At 42.3% G+C, this 19588-nt stretch carries 19 protein-coding genes; 1 reads left to right on the top strand and 18 read right to left on the bottom strand.

The window, feature by feature from the left end:
• Nucleotides 1-4 precede the first annotated feature (4 nt).
• From yidD to mscL, 4 genes are all read right to left on the bottom strand, one after another.
• Nucleotides 5-259 (bottom strand): membrane protein insertion efficiency factor YidD, encoded by a 255-nt coding sequence (yidD, locus tag H8B17_RS05700; RefSeq protein ID WP_190308155.1) that lies wholly within the window; start codon nucleotides 257-259, stop codon nucleotides 5-7.
• Nucleotides 222-632, bottom strand: coding sequence for a ribonuclease P protein component (locus H8B17_RS05695; protein WP_190308154.1), 411 nt, complete (start codon nucleotides 630-632; stop codon nucleotides 222-224). The genes yidD and H8B17_RS05695 overlap by 38 nt, the downstream gene beginning before the upstream one ends.
• Before the next feature lie 47 nt (nucleotides 633-679).
• Nucleotides 680-838 (bottom strand): 50S ribosomal protein L34, encoded by a 159-nt coding sequence (gene rpmH / locus H8B17_RS05690; protein WP_105716541.1) that lies wholly within the window; start codon nucleotides 836-838, stop codon nucleotides 680-682.
• A gap of 139 nt (nucleotides 839-977) precedes the next feature.
• Nucleotides 978-1385 carry a large-conductance mechanosensitive channel protein MscL gene (gene mscL / locus H8B17_RS05685; protein WP_190308153.1) on the bottom strand — a complete coding sequence of 136 codons (408 nt, stop codon included), beginning with the start codon at nucleotides 1383-1385 and terminating at the stop codon, nucleotides 978-980.
• Nucleotides 1386-1793: 408 nt separating this feature from the next.
• On the opposite strand from mscL, the gene H8B17_RS05680 reads away from it, so the two are divergent.
• Entirely contained in the window at nucleotides 1794-2441 is a 648-nt protein-coding gene (locus H8B17_RS05680; RefSeq protein ID WP_190308152.1) for a response regulator transcription factor, read from the top strand.
• Between the two features lie 40 nt (nucleotides 2442-2481).
• Here H8B17_RS05680 and H8B17_RS05675 read toward each other — a convergent pair whose 3' ends face one another.
• The 14 genes from H8B17_RS05675 to mraZ all read right to left on the bottom strand — a co-directional run bounded on the left by H8B17_RS05675 (nucleotide 2482) and on the right by mraZ (nucleotide 19526).
• On the bottom strand, nucleotides 2482-3624 hold the full coding sequence (locus tag H8B17_RS05675) for a sugar phosphate isomerase/epimerase family protein (RefSeq protein ID WP_190308151.1): 1143 nt from the start codon (nucleotides 3622-3624) through the stop codon (nucleotides 2482-2484).
• Nucleotides 3625-3711: 87 nt separating this feature from the next.
• On the bottom strand, nucleotides 3712-5424 hold the full coding sequence (gene ftsZ, locus H8B17_RS05670; protein WP_190308150.1) for a cell division protein FtsZ: 1713 nt from the start codon (nucleotides 5422-5424) through the stop codon (nucleotides 3712-3714).
• A gap of 142 nt (nucleotides 5425-5566) precedes the next feature.
• Nucleotides 5567-6928, bottom strand: a complete 1362-nt coding sequence (gene ftsA, locus H8B17_RS05665; RefSeq protein WP_190308149.1) for a cell division protein FtsA — start codon at nucleotides 6926-6928, stop codon at nucleotides 5567-5569.
• Between the two features lie 35 nt (nucleotides 6929-6963).
• The gene (locus tag H8B17_RS05660) at nucleotides 6964-7791 is read right to left on the bottom strand and encodes a cell division protein FtsQ/DivIB (protein ID WP_190308148.1); all 828 of its coding nucleotides are present in this window, start codon (nucleotides 7789-7791) and stop codon (nucleotides 6964-6966) included.
• On the bottom strand, nucleotides 7772-9139 hold the full coding sequence (gene murC / locus H8B17_RS05655; protein ID WP_190308370.1) for a UDP-N-acetylmuramate--L-alanine ligase: 1368 nt from the start codon (nucleotides 9137-9139) through the stop codon (nucleotides 7772-7774). Before murC ends, H8B17_RS05660 begins: the two co-directional genes overlap by 20 nt.
• A gap of 3 nt (nucleotides 9140-9142) precedes the next feature.
• Nucleotides 9143-10249, bottom strand: a complete 1107-nt coding sequence (murG, locus tag H8B17_RS05650; RefSeq protein ID WP_190308147.1) for an undecaprenyldiphospho-muramoylpentapeptide beta-N-acetylglucosaminyltransferase — start codon at nucleotides 10247-10249, stop codon at nucleotides 9143-9145.
• 21 nt (nucleotides 10250-10270) lie between these two features.
• Complete coding sequence (locus H8B17_RS05645; protein WP_190308369.1) at nucleotides 10271-11464, bottom strand: FtsW/RodA/SpoVE family cell cycle protein; 1194 nt, start codon at nucleotides 11462-11464, stop codon at nucleotides 10271-10273.
• Between the two features lie 26 nt (nucleotides 11465-11490).
• Entirely contained in the window at nucleotides 11491-12864 is a 1374-nt protein-coding gene (gene murD, locus H8B17_RS05640; RefSeq protein ID WP_190308146.1) for a UDP-N-acetylmuramoyl-L-alanine--D-glutamate ligase, read from the bottom strand.
• A gap of 3 nt (nucleotides 12865-12867) precedes the next feature.
• Nucleotides 12868-14112 carry a phospho-N-acetylmuramoyl-pentapeptide-transferase gene (gene mraY, locus H8B17_RS05635; RefSeq protein ID WP_190308145.1) on the bottom strand — a complete coding sequence of 415 codons (1245 nt, stop codon included), beginning with the start codon at nucleotides 14110-14112 and terminating at the stop codon, nucleotides 12868-12870.
• Between the two features lie 9 nt (nucleotides 14113-14121).
• A complete protein-coding gene (locus tag H8B17_RS05630; RefSeq protein WP_190308144.1) occupies nucleotides 14122-15576 on the bottom strand; it encodes a UDP-N-acetylmuramoyl-L-alanyl-D-glutamate--2,6-diaminopimelate ligase in 1455 nt (484 codons plus the stop codon).
• A gap of 5 nt (nucleotides 15577-15581) precedes the next feature.
• The gene (locus tag H8B17_RS05625; protein WP_190308143.1) at nucleotides 15582-17702 is read right to left on the bottom strand and encodes a penicillin-binding protein; all 2121 of its coding nucleotides are present in this window, start codon (nucleotides 17700-17702) and stop codon (nucleotides 15582-15584) included.
• 16 nt (nucleotides 17703-17718) lie between these two features.
• Nucleotides 17719-18129 (bottom strand): FtsL-like putative cell division protein, encoded by a 411-nt coding sequence (locus H8B17_RS05620; protein ID WP_190308142.1) that lies wholly within the window; start codon nucleotides 18127-18129, stop codon nucleotides 17719-17721.
• Nucleotides 18130-18142: 13 nt separating this feature from the next.
• The gene (gene rsmH, locus H8B17_RS05615) at nucleotides 18143-19060 is read right to left on the bottom strand and encodes a 16S rRNA (cytosine(1402)-N(4))-methyltransferase RsmH (protein WP_190308368.1); all 918 of its coding nucleotides are present in this window, start codon (nucleotides 19058-19060) and stop codon (nucleotides 18143-18145) included.
• Nucleotides 19050-19526, bottom strand: coding sequence for a division/cell wall cluster transcriptional repressor MraZ (gene mraZ, locus H8B17_RS05610; RefSeq protein WP_190308141.1), 477 nt, complete (start codon nucleotides 19524-19526; stop codon nucleotides 19050-19052). Before mraZ ends, rsmH begins: the two co-directional genes overlap by 11 nt.
• Between the last annotated feature and the right edge of the window lie 62 nt (nucleotides 19527-19588).

Below are 19588 nucleotides of genomic sequence, written 5' to 3'. Positions count from 1 at the left end.
AACATTATGGAACAGGATCGTGCCCATGCCCTCCCCAAGGATGGCATCTCAAAATCCGTCGAATCGCCAGATAACCTCCTCTAAAAGGACCATGCTTTAGAATAGCTTCCTTACCATATTGTGAACAAGTAGGCGTGTATCGACAGTTGGCACCCAGAAACGGTGAAATGAAAAGTTGATAAAAACGAATAATAAGTACAAAAAACCACTGTAATGGTTGTTTAATCAGCTTCTCCCATATAAATTTGAGTATGTGCATCTTTCAGCTTGGCTAATACTTTTCCCATACGTTGATAGAGCATTGCATAGGGTTCCTTTTCCTTTCCCACATATTGGAATGCCAAGAGCAAATGTAGGGAATGTTCCTGAAGAAAGTTGTATAAATCTGATTTTTGCAGGCGGTAGGTCTCGCGTATACGACGCTTTATCGCATTCCGATCCACCGCTTGCCGAAAGCGACGTTTGGAAACAGAAATCACACACTGTACTGGAATGGTGTCTTTCTGCACTAATGGGCTATACAGAAACACGATTCGATAAGGATAAACAACAAAAGAAGAACCATTACGGAAAAGACGCTCGAGAAGTCTTTTACTACATAATCGTTCTTCTTTAGTAAATGTATAGCTCATCGTGACTATTTGCCGAAACACAAGCCCTCAGGAGCCACAGAGTTGACTTATCCTTTGTGACGGTATTCGTCTGATACAGAAAGACGTCTTCTTCCTTTAGCTCTACGAGCCGCCAATACTCTTCTACCGTTAGCTGTGCTCATACGCTCACGGAAACCGTGCTTATTTCTTCTTTTTCTTAACGAAGGCTGAAATGTTCTTTTCATGACGCTATTATGCTTGTTTTTATATCTAAATCAATCCCTCCCTATATAATAGGGAATGCAAAAGTACTGTTTTCCTCGAAAAGAAGCAAATTTCATCTCTATAATTTTCTTCTTCGCTGAAGACGCTTGCCGAAACACGCTATTTATTACGAAGTATATCCCGGATTTCAGCCAACAGTATCTCTTCTTTGGATGGTGCAGGGGCTTCTTCAGGCGCAGCTTCTTCTTTACGTTTTAAAGAATTTATTCCTTTAATAACCAAGAATATACAGAACGCGATAATCAAAAACTGAATAATAACATTGATAAAATTGCCATAAGTAATGGCTACTTCGGTAGTACCAGCCGTCTCATTAGCTTCCGTGAGGACATACTTCATATTACTGAAGTCTACTCCACCAGTAATATAGCCGATGGGCGGCATAATAATATCATCTACCATGGACGTCACAATCTTGCCAAAGGCACCTCCAATTACCACACCGACAGCAAGATCGACGACACTTCCCCGCATGGCAAATTCTTTAAATTCTTTTAGAAACCCCATAATTTTAAATTTAAAAATAATCAATAATCAAAAATGACAATTAAATCTACAATATTCAAAAAATTCGAAATATTTTTAACACAGCCATATATATCATTATTCATGCCAACACATATGATGATGACATTTGCTGAATACACTTTTTTATATTTTTTATAAAAAATATATAAGTGGAGAACTACAATATCCGTCTTCATATTACAGCGACATGATATTGTGCAGAACGATGAACTCCACATGCCTATTTTGTACTATAGGCAGTAAGCATTTTTGTTTTTTCGAGACATGTATGGACTCGTTTAACATTCGGTTGGAAAATACAAAGCATTTTATGTAGGTTTGTAGTTAGATGCAAAAAATTGCGTCGACAGCAAAAGTTACGTAACATCAACAGAAGTACCCACGTAAATGAAGAGAATATTAATAGCTGATGACCATAGCATTGTAAGGCTAGGAGCTTCTATGATTATTAAGGAGTGCATTCCCAATACAGATATTCAACAGGCACAAACTTACGACGAAGTCTACAATCATTTACGCAAAGAATCCTTCGACTTACTCCTGCTCGACATCAACATGCCCGGCGGAAATAATATTAAAGTCGTTAAGAAGTTATTAGATATCCAACCCGCAGTGAAGATATTGGTTTTTTCCTCTTATGAGGAAAGTATTTATGCCTTGCGTTATATCGATGCAGGTGCCTGTGGATACCTAAATAAGACAACCGCGATGTCCGAGCTTAAAAACGCCATAGAGAGTATCATGACACGCGGGAAATATATGTCAGATACGGTTAAAGAACTCTACATACAGAAACTCACAACAAGCAAATCTTCTTTCGTCAAGAACAATCCGTTGCACAAATTATCCAATCGTGAAATGGATGTAGCCAAGCATCTAACAAAGGGACTTGGTATTTTGGAGGTGGCAAAACTAATGGAGTTAAGCTCTTCTACGGTAAGCACTTATAAAAGTCGTGTTTTCGAAAAATTAAATGTAGGTAATATCCCCGAATTGATCGAGCTATTTAAATTACATAGTGAGGGAAATACATAAAAGATATAGATAAAAAAGGCTGCGTTGCAGCCTTTTTTATCTATATCAAGTCGGTTATGAAAACCTCTGGAAGATCTTTTACCGAAGGCTCTTTCAAATAACTTCTCCGCTGAAAAGTATATCCCTCTTCAAGATCTAACTCCCACAATAGGGGTGATAGGAAACGGATGCAATTTGCAAACCCTTGATTAGTTGCCGCAAGATTACCCGTATCTTTGGAATTCTTAGCTTCATTTTCAATTTCAAAAGGGCCATCGAAACCTCTCCGATGCAATACGGCCACAAAATCATTCCAATCCATATGATCCGTTCCGCCAAACCCCGGAAGCATAGCTTCGTAATGGTGACGATCCCAATCATGTTGTGGAATAGTTACTCCTGCACGTTCTGCTAAGGATGTATCTACATATTGCATAGGGTACATTCCTCCCCATTCTACACGGGCTTTGGTTTTTAAATTACGAGTCGTTTTTACGTGAATGCGTTTCAATCGATCGATATCCATGTGCTCTATCACGTCCACAGGATTTACATTTTGCCATATATCATGTGAAGGGTCATATATTTCACCATGTGCTTTGCTCGGAATTAATGTATACATCAATTTTCTCGCGGCCAATACAGCAGGCAAATTATTATACGTGGAGGTATAACGAGCAGAACGCCAACCCTCCATCGGACAATTTTCGTATACAATCGTGACGCCGAGATCTTCCGCGTATTTTACAATCGGCTCGAATACACGCTTATACTCTTCTAAATTCTTGTGAAACCCGTCTATCTCATTTCCCAGGTCATGATTGTATCCTACAAATGTTCCTACTTTCACATCATTCTCGTCTCCTCCCAAAAGGTGCGCTATTCGAATAAGACGCAACAGATGGTTCTGATTTTTTACACGTTGTTCCGGGTCGCCACCAATCATGTTCTCAAACGCACCCAAAGATAAGCTCAATTCTGCTGTATTAAATTTTTCAATAAGGCGCTTACCATCTTCCGGCGAAAAGTCTTCGTATGTTAGATGTGTAGCGGTGTGATCTTCTCGTGTACCGTCTTTTCTAAACACACACAAGTCAATCCCTTGCGCCCCCACCTGCTTGGAGGTCGCTATCAGTTCGTCCAAAGATAATTTATCATACGCAGAGCTCATTACCCATATCGGATTATTTAGTTTAGCCAACATAACGTCAATATTTTAATTTTCAATTCGGTTAAATATAAACAAAAAAGACAGCATTTCGGCTGTCTTTCAGGTGTATTTCATGTGCGATTAATCAACGTTATCATGCAGAAACGAATTGTTCGGACGAATCTCTGTCTCTCCGTCATCAAACGACAACGTAAACCTTGACACTTGGGATTGCGACGAATGTGGCACATCTTCCAATGATTTTTGTCGACGTTTATAAGCCGGTTCATTTTCCAACTCTTGCAAACCATTGCTAGACTTCAACTTCATGCTCAATTCTTTCAAGCGCAATATTCGTTCTTTCGTCTTCATCAATTGATCTTCAAAATCAATTTCCTTTTCCGGTGTAGCTTCTACTTGTGCCACCGTTTCTTCTCTTATTATGTTTTCCGGCTTTTCCGCTTCTTCCCCCTCTGATGGTGATGGTGTTTCCTTTTTATAGGCATCGAATACCGATGGCAACTTAAATTCAAACATGGAAGGAGAAGTCTTCAGTTCAAAGCCAGCATCTTCAACAGCCTCCTCTTGCTCCGGCTCATCTAAGCTCAGCGTATGGCGAATCACTTCTGGTTCTTCTTTTTTTACAACTGCCGCATGAATGGGCTTCGGCGAGGTAAACAAATCTCCTTGAGGCGCACTAGTCCCTCCAAAAGAAGGTGTTTTCTCGATAGTATCCTGGATTGGTTTAATAAACGGCTGTTGTGTATCAGCACTTCCTTCTTTCTTTATAAATTGATTTTGAACTACTGGCTTTACGAATTGTTTTGTGGTAGGCTCTGGTGTTAAAGGTAATGCTATTTTTTCCTTCTCTTTTTCTATAACACGCTCTTCCGCCGTTTGGAAACCTGTCGCAATAATAGTTACCGACAACTCGTCGTCCAAATTCTCATCAATACAATTACCCCAAATAAGATCCGCAGATAAGCCTGCTTTTTCCTGGATATAATCGGTAACAATAGCAACTTCATCCATCGTTACTTCATTTTTACCGGAGGTAATATTCAGCAAAATATAGCGCGCACCTTCAATTTCGTTATCTTTCAATAGCGGCGATGCCAATGCGCCTGTTACAGCTTCAATAGCGCGATTTTCGCCGGTAGATATTCCGTTCCCCATGATGGCAACACCACTATCATTCATAACGGTACGTACATCTTTAAAATCCACATTCACGTAGCCCGGAATGGTAATAATTTCGGCAATACCTTTCGCCGCTGTTGTCAAAATATCATCCGCCTTCGCAAAAGCCGCCTGCATGGTAAGGTTCCCAAATATCTCTCGCAAACGGTCATTCGAGATAACTAGATAAGAGTCTACATATTTACGCAACTCTTCCATACCTTCTTCCGCCTGCGCGCGACGTCGCTTACCTTCGAATGTAAAAGGAGTAGTTACAATAGCTACGGTGAGGATGCCCAGCTCTTTTGCAGCCTTAGCCAATACGGGGCTAGCTCCAGTACCCGTACCACCTCCCATTCCTGCTGTTATGAAAAGCATCTTCGTATTGGTACCTAGCATACGTTTGATATCCTCGATACTTTCAATAGCCGAATTTTCACCTACGTCGGGGTCAGCACCTGCGCCCATTCCCTCTGTCAAACTTGTGCCTAACTGCACCTTATTTGGGATAGGACTTAGCTCTAACGCCTGTGCATCCGTATTGCAAACGATAAAGTCTACACCGCTGATCCCTTGCTTGTACATGTGGTTTACGGCATTGCCACCACCACCACCAACCCCAATAACCTTGATTATTGACGATTGTTCCTTTAACATTTCAAATTGTATCGACATAAAATACCCTATTTAACTCTTGCTAAACCACTTAGAAATCCCCGATAGGTTCAACAATTCAAATGTAATAATACCAAATTCCTCACAACAGTTTTCCACATTTGTGAATTTGTGGAAAAAAGACCTGATGTGGAAAACTTACTTATTTCCTTCCTATAAATGTATCGTCATCAATTCCCGTGTCATCCTTGATGAAGTCGGATAACAGTTTGGAAAACCAACTTTCTTTTTTGTTCTTTTCTTCAGCTATATCTTTTACTCGTCCGCTTTTTTTGAACGCTTCTTCTTCGTGTTCGGTAGCTTCGGCGTCTTCCACAGCTTGAACACCTTTGATTAGCAATCCAATGGAAGTTGCGTACATCGGGCTTTTCAATTCTTCTAACGCCTGTTTGTTCAACATTTCTGTCTTTGCCAGGTATTCGTTGGGATAACCTATTCTACAATCAATTCCGGTAATGTATTCTACCAATTGCACCAAATGCTTCAATTGCGCACCGCCGCCGGTGATGACTATGCCCGCAATCAATTTATCTTCGTAACCAGACGATTTAATTTCGTAATAAACGTGCTCAATAATTTCCTCCATCCGTGCCTGAATAATGTAGGCTAAGTTCTTCACCGATATTTCTTTTGCTTCACGCCCACGAATACCTGGTACACAAATCACTTCATTGTCTTTATTTTCATCAGCCAACGCAGAGCCATAGCGAACCTTCAACTGCTCTGCTTGATTACGCAAAACCGAACAACCTTGTTTTATATCTTCCGTCACAATATTCCCTCCCAATGGAATCACCGCCGTATGACGAATAATACCTTCATGAAAAATCGCAACATCGGTCGTACCGCCACCAACATCCACTAACACCACACCAGCTGTTTTCTCCTCGTCATCCAACACAGCTTCAGATGATGCTAGAGGTTCCAAAACCAAGGAAGAAATCTCCAAATCCGAATTGTCTACACACCGTTTAATGTTGTTAATGTCTGTTACACGTCCGGAAATAATATGAAAATTAGCTTCTACACGACGTCCAGCCATCCCAATAGGCTCTTTAATACCTGGTTCGTTATCGATGGTAAATTCCTGGGGCAATACGTGGATAATTTCCTCTCCCGGAGGGAGAACCAGCTTATACATATCGGAGATGAGTTGCTCCACGTCAACACGGGTAACCTCGTCGTAATCGCGTTTGGTTAGAATACCCCGATGTTGAATGCTCTTGATATGCTGGCCAGCGATTCCTACATTCACCACCTTGATATCTACATTCGATTGAGATTCCGCAATGGAAACCGCGTCCCGGATACTACTGACCGTTCTTTGGATGTTCGCAACGACTCCACGGTTAACCCCCGAGGACTCCGCTTTCCCTACACCCAAAAGCTCAATTTTACTGGCTCCACTACGACGACCGACTGTAACACAAATTTTCGTTGTTCCAATATCCAATCCTACGATGATTGGACTATCTTTTTCGTTTTCTGCTAATCTTGGTTTCATATGCTGTGTGTTTTGTTGCTGTTTATTCAAATCAATTATTTCATTTTTAGTTTCATCTGTAAACTATCTAACATCCATCCATCCCTTCGTTCACAGATAATCTGTCCGTCATATTTCACATTTACTTTTTCATAAGCGCGTGTACCTACCTTTGGCAGAATATTTTTATAAAAAATCTCTAACCTTCCTAATTTCTCCTCCAATTTAGATGCATCGCCGATGATCAGCGGCTGCGTTCCTACTCTTGGAATAATCTCAATATCTTGCTGGTGATCAACATACAACTGTACAATTTGATTACTCCACAAAGGGTCGTTTTTCACATGCTCCACAATGGCAACTAAGTCTTTTACCAATTGCGTTTGAATGGTGTCTAACGGCTTTTCATATCCTTCCCGTATATTACCGTTAGCCACTAAAACATGCGGAACATACTTTAAAGTAACAGGTACTTTTTCTCCCTGTGTATCAATATAATATTCTTTACCCACCTTATTAACAATACGTAAAATAACTTCCCGTTGCTGTACAAGGATCTGCAGAATCCCGTCCATATCGGCATACACCTCCGCGCTAGATACGTAAGGAAGCTCCATCAATGCTTTCTCGATTTTGTCCGTGGGAATCTCCGCCAACGGTCTTCCGACGACCTTCCCGAATTGTGCACTGACTAGATTAGAAATATCATGTTGGTCGATAAAGGTTTCTTTTCCTTCTACAATTACTTTCATCGAGACACAGGCCTGCGCCATGTCTTTCTTTTTGACCACGCCCATCAACATACCTATCCCTGCCAAAGCAAGAAGCCCGATACACAGATAACCAAGCTGTCTCCACGGTATGTTACGAACGATCTTCAGCATTTTCTAATATCTCTTTTAAAGGTTTCACCAGTCTGTCTATATCTCCCGCGCCTATCGTCACGATTAGTTCGGGACTGTTTTGTTGTACAATTTCCATGACCTCATTAGGCGAAACAAGTTGTTTATTATCGATTCCAACCTTGTCTAATAGCCAACTGGAGGTTACCCCTTCCATAGGCAACTCTCTTGCCGGATAGATATCCATCAGCAGCAATTCATCGGCCAATTCCAACACTTCCGCAAAGCCGTCCACAAAATCCCGGGTTCTACTATATAGATGTGGCTGAAAAACGACAGTCAACTTTTTTGTCGGATAGAGTTTCTTCACCGATACCAGAAACGCACGCAATTCTTCTGGATGGTGCGCATAATCATCTATATATACGTGTGCTGGTGCTTTGACGATATACTCAAACCGTCTCTTCGCCCCTCTAAACGACGTCAACGCCGATTGGATCTTCTCTTCCGCTATTCCAAGCCGTAACGCAACGGTAATGGCGGCAATAGCATTTTCCACATTATGAAACCCCGGAATCCCCAACGATATATTTCGTATTTCCGTTTGTTTACTGATGTAATCGAAATAAAACACCCCATTTTCTATATGGATACGACTTGCATAGGCATCACACGCATCCGTCTGTGCGTAAGTTACGTGACCACGAAAAGGCAATCCTTTTTTCACGATAGACACACCGTCTGGGACGACGCGCTGCAAAAAAAGCTCAAAAGATTCAATGAGGTGCTTGGCATCCCCATAGATATCCAAATGATCAGGATCTGACGAGGTAACCACAGCGATATTCGGATGTAAAGTGAGAAAAGAGCGATCATATTCATCTGCTTCCACCACAACCACGTTGTTCGCCCCGTACAACACATTACTGTTATAATTTGAACTAATTCCTCCTAAAAAAGCCGAACAATCATATCCCGAATCCTTCAGTATATGCGCAATCATCGTCGACGTCGTCGTCTTACCATGCGTTCCAGCCACGGCGATTGTATACCTGCTGGCACTAATAATGCCCAATACCTCCGAACGTTTGTAGGGTACAAAGCCACGCTCTAAAAAGTAAGCCTTCAATTTGAGATCTTTTGGAATCGCCGGTGTAAAGATCAACAATGTTTGCGCAGACGGCTGCTTATATGCATCCGGTAATAACGCTATATCATCTTGATAAGTCACCTCAATACCCTCTTGCACCAACGCGCGTGTTAACTCGGTTTCCGTTTTATCATACCCCTGCACATCGCAGCCGAGGTGCTTGAAATAACGAGCCAGTCCGCTCATACCAATCCCTCCGATTCCGAGCAGATAAACACGTTTTATATGGTCAAGGTTCATCATCTATTTAATAAGTTTCAATACTTCTCTTGCGATCACTTCATCCGCGTCGGGCATCGCCATCTTTCTTATTTCCCTACCTAAAGTCGCACATCTGGTTTCATCAGAAAGTAACTCTAGCGCCACATACATCATCGTATCCCGAGCATCGGCTTCCGAGATCATTATTGCTGCATTTTTTGCCACTAAAGCCTGTGCATTTTTTGTTTGGTGATCTTCAGCAACATTGGGCGATGGTATTAATATAACAGGTTTACCTACTACACAAAGTTCGGATATCGTCCCAGCACCTGCTCGAGAAATAATCAAATCAGCTGCCGCATACGCCAGATCCATACGATCTAAAAATGGTTTTACTTTTACATTTCCCGGAATTAACTGATCCATTTTCAGCATACTTTTCATGTCCTCATAATACGTTTTCCCTGTTTGCCAAATAAATTGCACATCTTCCTTCTCACCAAGTTCGTGTATCACATCCAGGACATAACCGTTCAGCTGCTTGGCACCCAAACTTCCTCCGATAATCAGGATCGTCTTTTTTTGCGACTGTAGTCCGAACAGCTGTATGGCAAATTCACGCTTGCCTTCAATATCTACCGAATCACGGCGTATAGGATTGCCCGTCAAAATAACTTTTTCAGCTGGAAAGAACTTATCCATCCCTTCATAGGCTACGCATATCTTTTTTGCTTTCTTCCCTAAACTTTTGTTGGTTACACCTGCGTATGAATTTTGCTCTTGGATCAATGTCGGCAACCCCATGTTATTCGCTGCCATCAATAATGGTCCCGATGCGTAGCCACCAACACCTACAGCAGCGTCCGCACGAAAATCAGTGATGGTTTTTCGTGCTTTTAGCAAACTACTTACCAGTTTAAAGGGCAACGTCAGATTGTTCAGTATGGATTTTCTGTCTATGCCTTGTATATTTAGTCCGACTATTTTATAACCGGCCTGTGGTACACGTTCCATTTCCATTCTTCCGTTTGCGCCTACAAACAATATTTCAATTTCCGGCTCTATACGACGTAATGCATGGGCTATAGCAATAGCCGGAAAAACATGTCCCCCTGTCCCTCCTCCGCTTATGATTATTCTATGCGCCATATCTTGTTTGTTCTATCGTTATTAAATCGTTCCAACAACCACTTTTGGGTTTTTCGGAATTTCGTTCAATTCTTCTTTTCCTTTCAATTCTTCTACACTGCGACTCACGCTTAAAATGATACCTAACGCTACACTGGTGAACAAAATGGATGTCCCACCCATGCTGACCAATGGTAACGGCACCCCAGTGACGGGCCCTAACCCCACAGCAACCGCCATATTCGCCAAAGCCTGTATAGTGAGGCTAAAGCCTAACCCAGCAGCCAAGAACGCGCCAAAGGCCCGTGGACTCAGCGTCACAATGCGTATACAGCGATACATGAGTGCCACATACAGAAAGAGTAAAATTGCGCCTCCAATAGTTCCGTATTCCTCCACAATCACCGCAAAAATAAAATCAGAATAAGGGTGTGGTAATAGATTTCTGCCTACACTATTTCCTGCGCCTTTGCCGAATAATTCCCCGGAAGCGATAGACATTTTCGCCAGATTTGCCTGATAATTTTTATCTTCCTGAAAAGAGACGGGACCCTGTGTCGTTTGTTCAGTCTTAAAAAAACTTTCGAAGCGGCTAATATATGTGGCGCGTCTGGGACCGATAAGGATTACTAACAAAAGCAAAAACGCACCTCCGACGCAAACAATGCCGATTTGCTTAAAACTTACTCGACCAATCAAAAGAAGTAGTACACTTGTTCCAAACAACATTAAGGCAGTAGATAAATTTGCCCATGCGATCAGGACGAACACCAGACACACTGTTCCCATGATGGGAATAAATGATTTTTTAAGATCCTTTATCTCATGTGCTTTACGTGACAACATGCGCGCTAAAAAAGTAATCAGCGCCAGTTTTGCCAAGTCTGATGTTTGAAATGTCTGGTTTATAACCGGAATCGTTACCCAACGACTAGCTTCGTTTACTTTATTTCCCCCAATCAGCGTAAATAAGAGTAAGGGAATAGCAATGATCATCAACAACTTAGAAATACCAGCGTAATAGCGGTAATCTAATTTATGCGATAGATACATCAACACCAACCCCACCACAATGATGGAAAAATGTTTAAACAGATATAATTCCGTTCCTTTACCCTCCTTATAGGCAAGCGTTCCAACAGAGCTATACACCGCCAACAGAGACCAGCCGGACAGGACAATCACAATAATCCAAATCCATTTATCTCCTTTTAATTTACTGAAAATCTGATCCATCATCGCTTATCAAATTTTTATTCGTTTCACAAAGACATTACGGCTTCCTTGAATTTTTCTCCACGTTCTTCGTAATTTTTGAACCAATCAAAACTAGCGCATGCTGGCGACAACAAAACGGTGTCTCCTTTTTTCGCCAAATAAGAAGCAATCTCAACAGCGTCCTGCATCGACGAACTATTCACAATTACATCCGTATCTTCTTCAAAAGATTCATGGATACGCACGGTGTCCTTGCCAATACATACGATTGCCTTAACTTTAGTCTTCACCAGATCACGCATCATCTCATAGTCATTCCCCTTATCTACACCGCCCATAATCAATATAATATCGGGTGAAAAACTCTCCAAAGCATACCAAACAGAGTTCACATTTGTTGCTTTCGAGTCGTTAATATAATTTACACCACCGATACAGGCCACATGCTCCAAACGATGTTCTATATTCACATACGATTCCATACTTTCTTTCATCGTTTGATTGCGTAATTCCTGAACCTTCGCAATCAAGCCTGAGGCCATGTTATTGTATACGTTGTGCTTCCCTTGTAATGATAACTCTTCCATATTCATCGCAAAAATGTCTTTATGAGGTACTTTTATTATAATATTCTTTTCTTCATCTATATACGCTCCCTGCCCCACCACTTCTTTTTGTGTAAAGGGCAAATGCTGAGCCTCTGTTTTAAATCCGCTTAGTCCTTTTATCGTTTCTTCATCATCCAAACAATAGATAAAATAATCGTCTTTTGTCTGGTTTCGAATCATACGAAATTTGGACGCCCTATAGTGTTCCATCTGGTTGTCGTAACGGTCCAAATGATCGGGCGTGATGTTCAAAATAACCGCCACATCTGCACGGAAATGATACATATCATCTAACATAAAACTGGATATTTCCAACACATATGCATCATAATTTTCACGTGCTATCTGTAGCGCAAAGCTTTTGCCGATGTTTCCGGCTAAACCCACATTTACACCACCACGCTGCAACATATAATACGTCAACATCGTTGTGGTTGATTTACCATTAGAGCCCGTAATGCAATAGAGTTTCGCGTCTGTATACTGCGCAGCAAATTCGATCTCCGAAATAACAGGAATATGCGCGGCTTTTAGGGCTTTTATTAAAGGTGCGTGCGCTGGAATACCAGGACTCTTGACAATCAGCGTAGCTTGCATAATCTTATTTTCGCTATGTCGACGCTCTTCAAAGGCAATTCCTTCCTGCTGTAATGTATTTTTATACCCCTCGCTTATCGTTCCGCTGTCGGAAACAAATACATCAAACCCTTTATCCTGACCCAATATAGCCGCACCAACACCGCTTTCCCCTGCGCCTAATATGACAAGAAAACCAGATTGCGGATAATATGTATGTGCTATATTGGACATTTCTTATCTTATTTTTAATGTGACAATAGTCAGAATCGCAAGAATAATCGATACGATAAAAAACCGCATCACAATCTTCGATTCATGATATCCCTTTTTTTGGTAATGATGATGCAAGGGAGACATCAGGAATATCCGTCGTCCCTCCCCATATTTTTTCCTCGTGTATTTGAAATAGGACACTTGCATAATGACCGACAGGTTTTCTAACAAGAAAATACCACATAGCATCGGAATCAACAGTTCCTTCCGGATAAGAATAGCAAACGCAGCGATGATACCACCAATGGTCAAACTTCCAGTATCTCCCATAAAGACCTGAGCTGGATAAGCATTATACCACAAGAAGCCCGTACAGGCACCTACAAAGGCCCCGGCGAAAATCACCAGTTCTCCCGAATTAGGGATATACATAATGTTCAAGTAATCGGAGAAAATCACATTCCCGGATACGTAAGCTAAAATAGCTAGAGTGATCCCGATAATGGCAGAGGTTCCCGTAGCCAGCCCATCTATTCCATCCGTGATATTCGCACCGTTGGATACAGCAGTGACGATAAACACAACTACAATTAGGAACACAATAAATGTGACTAAATAGCCATTCAACCCAAACATGCTCAACACTTTAGCATAATCGAATTCGTTGTTTTTATAGAATGGAATATTCGTTTTCGTCGATTTTACATTTTCAGTGTAATAACGTTTCCCTGTTTGGACGTCCATCATCACCTCTACCGCTTTTGTCGATGTGGGGTTCTGCACTATTTCACGAACAACAATATCGGGATGGAAGTACATAGTAATCGCGATCAATGTCCCCAACCCGACTTGTCCAATGATCTTAAAGCGTCCAGCAAGTCCTTCTTTATTTTTTCGGAATACTTTAATGTAGTCATCTAAGAAACCAATCGTACCCATCCAAATGGTCGTGATAATCATGATGATCACGTAGATATTATCTAGTTTGGCGAATAAAAGTGTAGGAACCAAAATCCCGCCGATGATAATCAATCCACCCATCGTTGGCGTGCCGACTTTTTTCTTCTCGCCCTCCAAGCCCAAATCACGGATGGTCTCGCCGACCTGTTTATTGCGTAAAGCACGGATCAGACGGCTTCCGTACACCGTCGTAATAATTAACGAAACAATAACGGCCATTGCTGTCCTAAAGGAGATGTATTGAAACAATCCCGCTCCGGGTATATGCATATGTTCTTGTAGCCAACTGAATAGATAATATAACATCCGTATTTCTTATTGTTCGTTAAACGTTTCTATTAAAATTTCCTTATCGTCAAAATGTTGACGCATACCGTTAACCTCCTGGTATTTCTCGTGTCCTTTACCCGCAACCAAGACGATATCGCCCGGCTGCGCTAAATGACATGCGGCACGGATAGCCTCCTTACGTTCAGCAATGGTAAAAACATGTTTGCGATCCTTGGCGTCTACTCCCGCTTCCATGTCCCGAATAATCATCATCGGATCTTCCGTCCTTGGGTTGTCAGAGGTAATAATAACTTTATCACTCAAACGCACAGCCACCGCTGCCATTTCGGGACGCTTGGCTTTATCTCGATCACCTCCACAACCTAACACGGTAATAATCTGTTGCCCACTTTGCCTAAGTTCCCGGATTGTAGAAAGAACATTTTCTACCGCGTCTGGGGTATGCGCATAGTCTACCACGCCCACTATACCGTTTGTTGAACGTAACACATCAAATCTTCCTTCCGCTCCTATGATATCGCTCATGGCGGTCAACACTTTCATGGTCTCCTGCTCCAGCAATATTGCCGCACCATAAACAGCCAGCATATTATACGCATTAAATCCTCCAACGAGTTTTACCCACACGTCATGCCCATCTACCTGTAGTAGCATCCCGTCCATATGGCTTTCTATAATTTTCGCCTTGAAGTCCGCCATATTTTTTAACCCGTAAGTCTTTTTATGCGCAAACGTATTTTGCAGCATTATCGCTCCATTCCGGTCATCTACATTGGTCAGCGCAAAGGCAAACCTATCCAAGTCATCAAAAAACTTTTTCTTGGCTTTGATATAATGATCAAACGAACCATGAAAATCCAGGTGATCATGCGTAATATTGGAAAATATACCTCCCGCAAAACGCAACCCCGCTATACGCTGTTGCACGACAGCGTGCGAACTCACTTCCATAAAGCAATAGTCGCACCCTTCGTTTACCATCTCCGAAAGCAAACTATTCAGCGCTATCGAATCAGGCGTTGTATGCGTTGCTGGGATAACACGGTCTCCAATTTTATTCTCGACGGTTGACAGCAACCCGACATGATACCCTAAATTTTTAAACAAGTTAAAAAGAAGCGTGGCCATGGTCGTTTTTCCATTCGTTCCCGTGATACCGACAAGTTTCAACGCTTTAGATGGATTTCCATAAAAATTAGAAGCCAACAATCCCAGTACATACGAAGTATCCGCCACCATTACATAGGTCACCTCGGCTTGCAATTGATCAGGCAAAGCATCAACAACCAATACTTTTGCACCATTTTCGATCGCCTTATCGAGATACAAATGCCCATCGGTATGCACCCCTCGCACGGCAACAAAAAGGCTGTGTGCTGAAACTTTTCGCGAATCAAAGCATACCGACGACACCTCGAGGTCAACCGTTCCTTCGAGCTGTTGTACAGGAATCGCATGTAGTAATTCTCTTAGCTTCATATTTTCTAATTAAGCGCCAATGCGATCGGCGTTCCTATTTTTAATTTTTCTCCGGCAGCGAGGGATTGATTAACCACCTTTCCCCAACCGGTAACCTTCGTTTTAAACCCTGCATTTTCCATGGTAAATATCGCGTCAGACAACCCCATGCCCACGACATCGGGCACAACACCTTCCTTCACCTGTGTTTCTACAAACGGGACAGCTTTAGTAGAAGAATCCGCTGACTGTGCTATCCCATTCCAATTGGATGGATGGAATCCTAATGCTTGATACACCGCATTCGATGCCTCTTTGGATCCTCTCAACGTCAGGGGTAATCTTGATCCAGCTGTATTAACTTTTCTGTTTGCCAACGTTCCGTGCAAGGTTAAGTCATTCGCATAAATCATATCCGCCAGCTCCTTAAAAACCGGCCCGGCAATTGTTCCTCCGTAATAGCCTTTTCTCGGATTCCGAATAACCACGATCATCGAATATTTTGGGTTCTCCGCGGGAAAATAACCTGCAAACGAGGATTGGTAACGACGTTGCCCGTACCCTCTCGCACCATCGTTCATTTGTGCGGTACCCGTTTTACCGGCCGACGAATACAAAGGCGAACTCAAGCGCTTACCGGTTCCTTCTATCATTACGCCTGCCAACATATCTTGCATTTTATGAATCGCCTCTTTTGACGCAATCTGCTTATTAAGTACTTTTGCTTCAAAGCGCTCCACCGTATTACCTAAATGACGAATTTCCTTTACAAATAATGGGGCAAGTAATTCCCCATCATTGGCAACGGCATTATAAAGAGCTAACATCTGCAACGGTGTTAACCGTAACTCGTAACCATAGGCCATTTGTACTAACGACAGCTTGCTCCATGTTTTACTATCTGGCATCTTTACCCATGGAGTGGCCTCGCCAGGAATCTGTAACCCTAAAGGTTTACCTAAACCAAAATGATGCAACTTCGACGTATATTTCGCTGGTTTATTGCCGTAATAAGTATTTATCAGCTTAGCAACCCCAACGTTAGATGATTGCTCGAATGCTTCTTTAACGGTCATCACGGATTTTTTTGGCGCGTGTGAGTCACGGATAGTGTGAGCAGGCACTTTGTATGTGCCATTTCCGACATCTACTGTGCTTGATGTATCGACAAAACCATCATCCAATAATGCCAAATAGCTCGCCAGCTTAAATGTTGATCCCGGGTCAGCGCCCTGTGCAATAGCGTAATTGTATTTCTCGCGAAAGACGCCTTCTTTATCTCGTGTAAAATTCGCGATTGCCCTTACCTCTCCGGTTTTCACCTCCATAACCACCACACAGCCGTTGTCTGCATCACTTGCAATCAACTGTTTCTCCAATGCCCGTTGTGCCATATCTTGCATATTCACATCCAGTGTGGAAATGATATCTGAGCCATCCACCGGCGCAACTTCGACTTCCCGATTTACGGGTACCCAAACGCCACCTGCGATACGCTGCATGAGCTGCGAACCACTTTTCCCATCTATATAAGATCCGTAAGCGCCTTCCAAGCCGACCAACACCGTATCCCCTTTGATATTTTTATAGCCAATAGTACGTGCTGCTAAATTCGTAAATGGTAAAATCCGTTTGTTTTCACGCACGGTAACCAAACTAGTAGGATAGCGTTTCTTCCCCTCTCTGAATGTATGAAACAACGGAAAAGTCTTGATAATTTTTAAATCTTGATGGGAAACATTTCTTTTGATCAGAACATACCGCTGCTTTTTTGCGCGGGCGTTTTTCAACAATATAAGGTACTGTCGGGATGATTTATCTTTGAAGTGAACAGCTAGTCTCGCGGCTAAGGAGTCCACTTTGGAATTAAACACATCGCTCTCTTCGGTAGGTATCGACATCGCATCAAAACGAAGTTCGTATTCCGGAACAGAGGTAGCCAATAAACTACCGTCATTGGAGTATATATTACCACGAGCCGCCTCAATCCCGCGCTCCTGAATCGTCAAACTATCGACCATAGCACGCCACTCTCCCCCATCTATATATTGTAAATGCAAGAGCTTACCAAAGACCGTTAGCGCAAAAAGCACCATGAGGCCAAATGCCACGTACACGCGGATAAGTATAGTCTTCCTGATATTCATACGACTCCGTGTCTATCTATTTTTTTTCTTTTACGACCTCTAACTTAATCGGAGGTTGCATACGTTCTTTTAATCCTAGGGTATCAGCCCGTTTCGCAATTTCTGTTTGCGTTGTTAGCTTCATCAATTCCGCGGACAGCGACTTGTAATCCCAACCCAACTCCTTCACTTCGCGCCCCACATGATCAATAGTTCGCACCGTTCTTTCGGCTAAGTGGCGATTGGAGATATACAACAAACCAAGCAGTGCCACAAAGGCGGCAAAGGGCAAATTTCTTGCCACCAGATAACTGGACAAGTACTTTGTGGAGAAAATAGAGCGAAGAAAATGCTGTGTTTCCTCCACCTTTTCCTCTACAGACTCATTCATTTTTGTCTGAACCTCTTCACTTAATTCGTTGTTTCGGACGGTGTTTTTTTTAGCCATATCTCTCCAAAAATTAAGCTTTGCGCTCGGCCACACGTAACTTCGCGCTACGCGCCCTATTATTTACCTCCAATTCTGCCAAACTTGCCGTCACAGCTTTACGACTGACAACATGGAATGGTTTTATTTCATTGCCAAAGAAATCCTTTTCTACCTCACCCTTAAACCTGCCTTTTTGCATAAAATTCTTCACCAACCTATCCTCTAATGAGTGATAAGACATCACTACTAAACGACCACCAGGCTTCAAAACAGCTCCCGTTTGCTCTAAAAAATCTTGCAGCACCTCCAATTCACCATTCACCTCAATGCGTAAGGCCTGAAAAACCTGTGCGTGATATTTATGCTCTTTTCCTTTCGGAACCTGAGGCTTAATCACATCCCGCAACCCGCTTACCGTTTCAATAGGCGAACTTAGGCGTCCTGTGACGATTGTTTTTGCCAGCGAGCGCGCATTTTTTATTTCACCATACATACCAAAAATGCGATGCAATTCGGCTTCCGAGTAGTTGTTCAAAACTTTCTTTGCATCCAAATCAGCCACCTGATCCATTCGCATATCCAAATCCGCATCATAACGGGTAGAGAAACCACGATCAGGCGAGTCAAATTGATGGGAAGAAACACCCAAATCAGCCAATATTCCATCTACTTGCCGAACACCCAATAATCGAAGATTATTTTTCAAAAATCTAAAATTGTGCTGTACGAGTGTGAAACGCGGATCATCTAGTGCATTCTTTACCGCATCCGGATCCTGATCAAACGCTATCAACCTCCCTTTATCACCTAATTTTTTCAAGATCTCCCGAGAATGACCACCACCGCCGAACGTCACGTCAACATATACACCATCCGGCTTAATCGCCAAGCCCTCTATGCACTCTTCCAACATCACCGGAACATGATAACCATTCGGATTATTCGCCATCCCGCCCTCCTTCCAAGTCAAATCCACCCATCACTTGCGCAGCCAAGTCCGAAAAATCATCTTCGGATATCGCACCCAACTGCTCTTCATATTTTGCTTTCGACCAAACTTCTATTTTTTCTAAATTACAAGCCAAAACCAATTCATTCCCCACTTCAGCATATTCCAACAACCCCTTAGGTAATAAAACCCTTCCCGCCGAGTCAAGCATCAATTCAGTCGCTCCACTCATAAACTTCCTTACAAAATCCCTGTTCTTGGGCTGAAACTGGTTAAGCCTAGACAACTGCTTCAAAATCTTATTCCATTCAGACCGCGTATAAATGACCAAATTTTTCTCGAAGCCACGATTCACGACAAGCCCGTCTCGCTCTACATCCGGCAGTTGCCTTTTGAGCGCGGCAGGAACCACCATTCTACCTTTGGCGTCCAGCTTGCATTCGTATTCTCCGATTAAATAGTTCACAGTCTATACAGCTAATCTAAATTTTAATGTAAAAGTATACACTTTCTCCCACTTTCTCCCAC

This window comes from Sphingobacterium arenae, from assembly GCF_014692505.1.
GTDB classification, from domain to species: domain Bacteria; phylum Bacteroidota; class Bacteroidia; order Sphingobacteriales; family Sphingobacteriaceae; genus Sphingobacterium; species Sphingobacterium arenae.
This window is presented reverse-complemented; position numbering and strand designations above follow the sequence as displayed.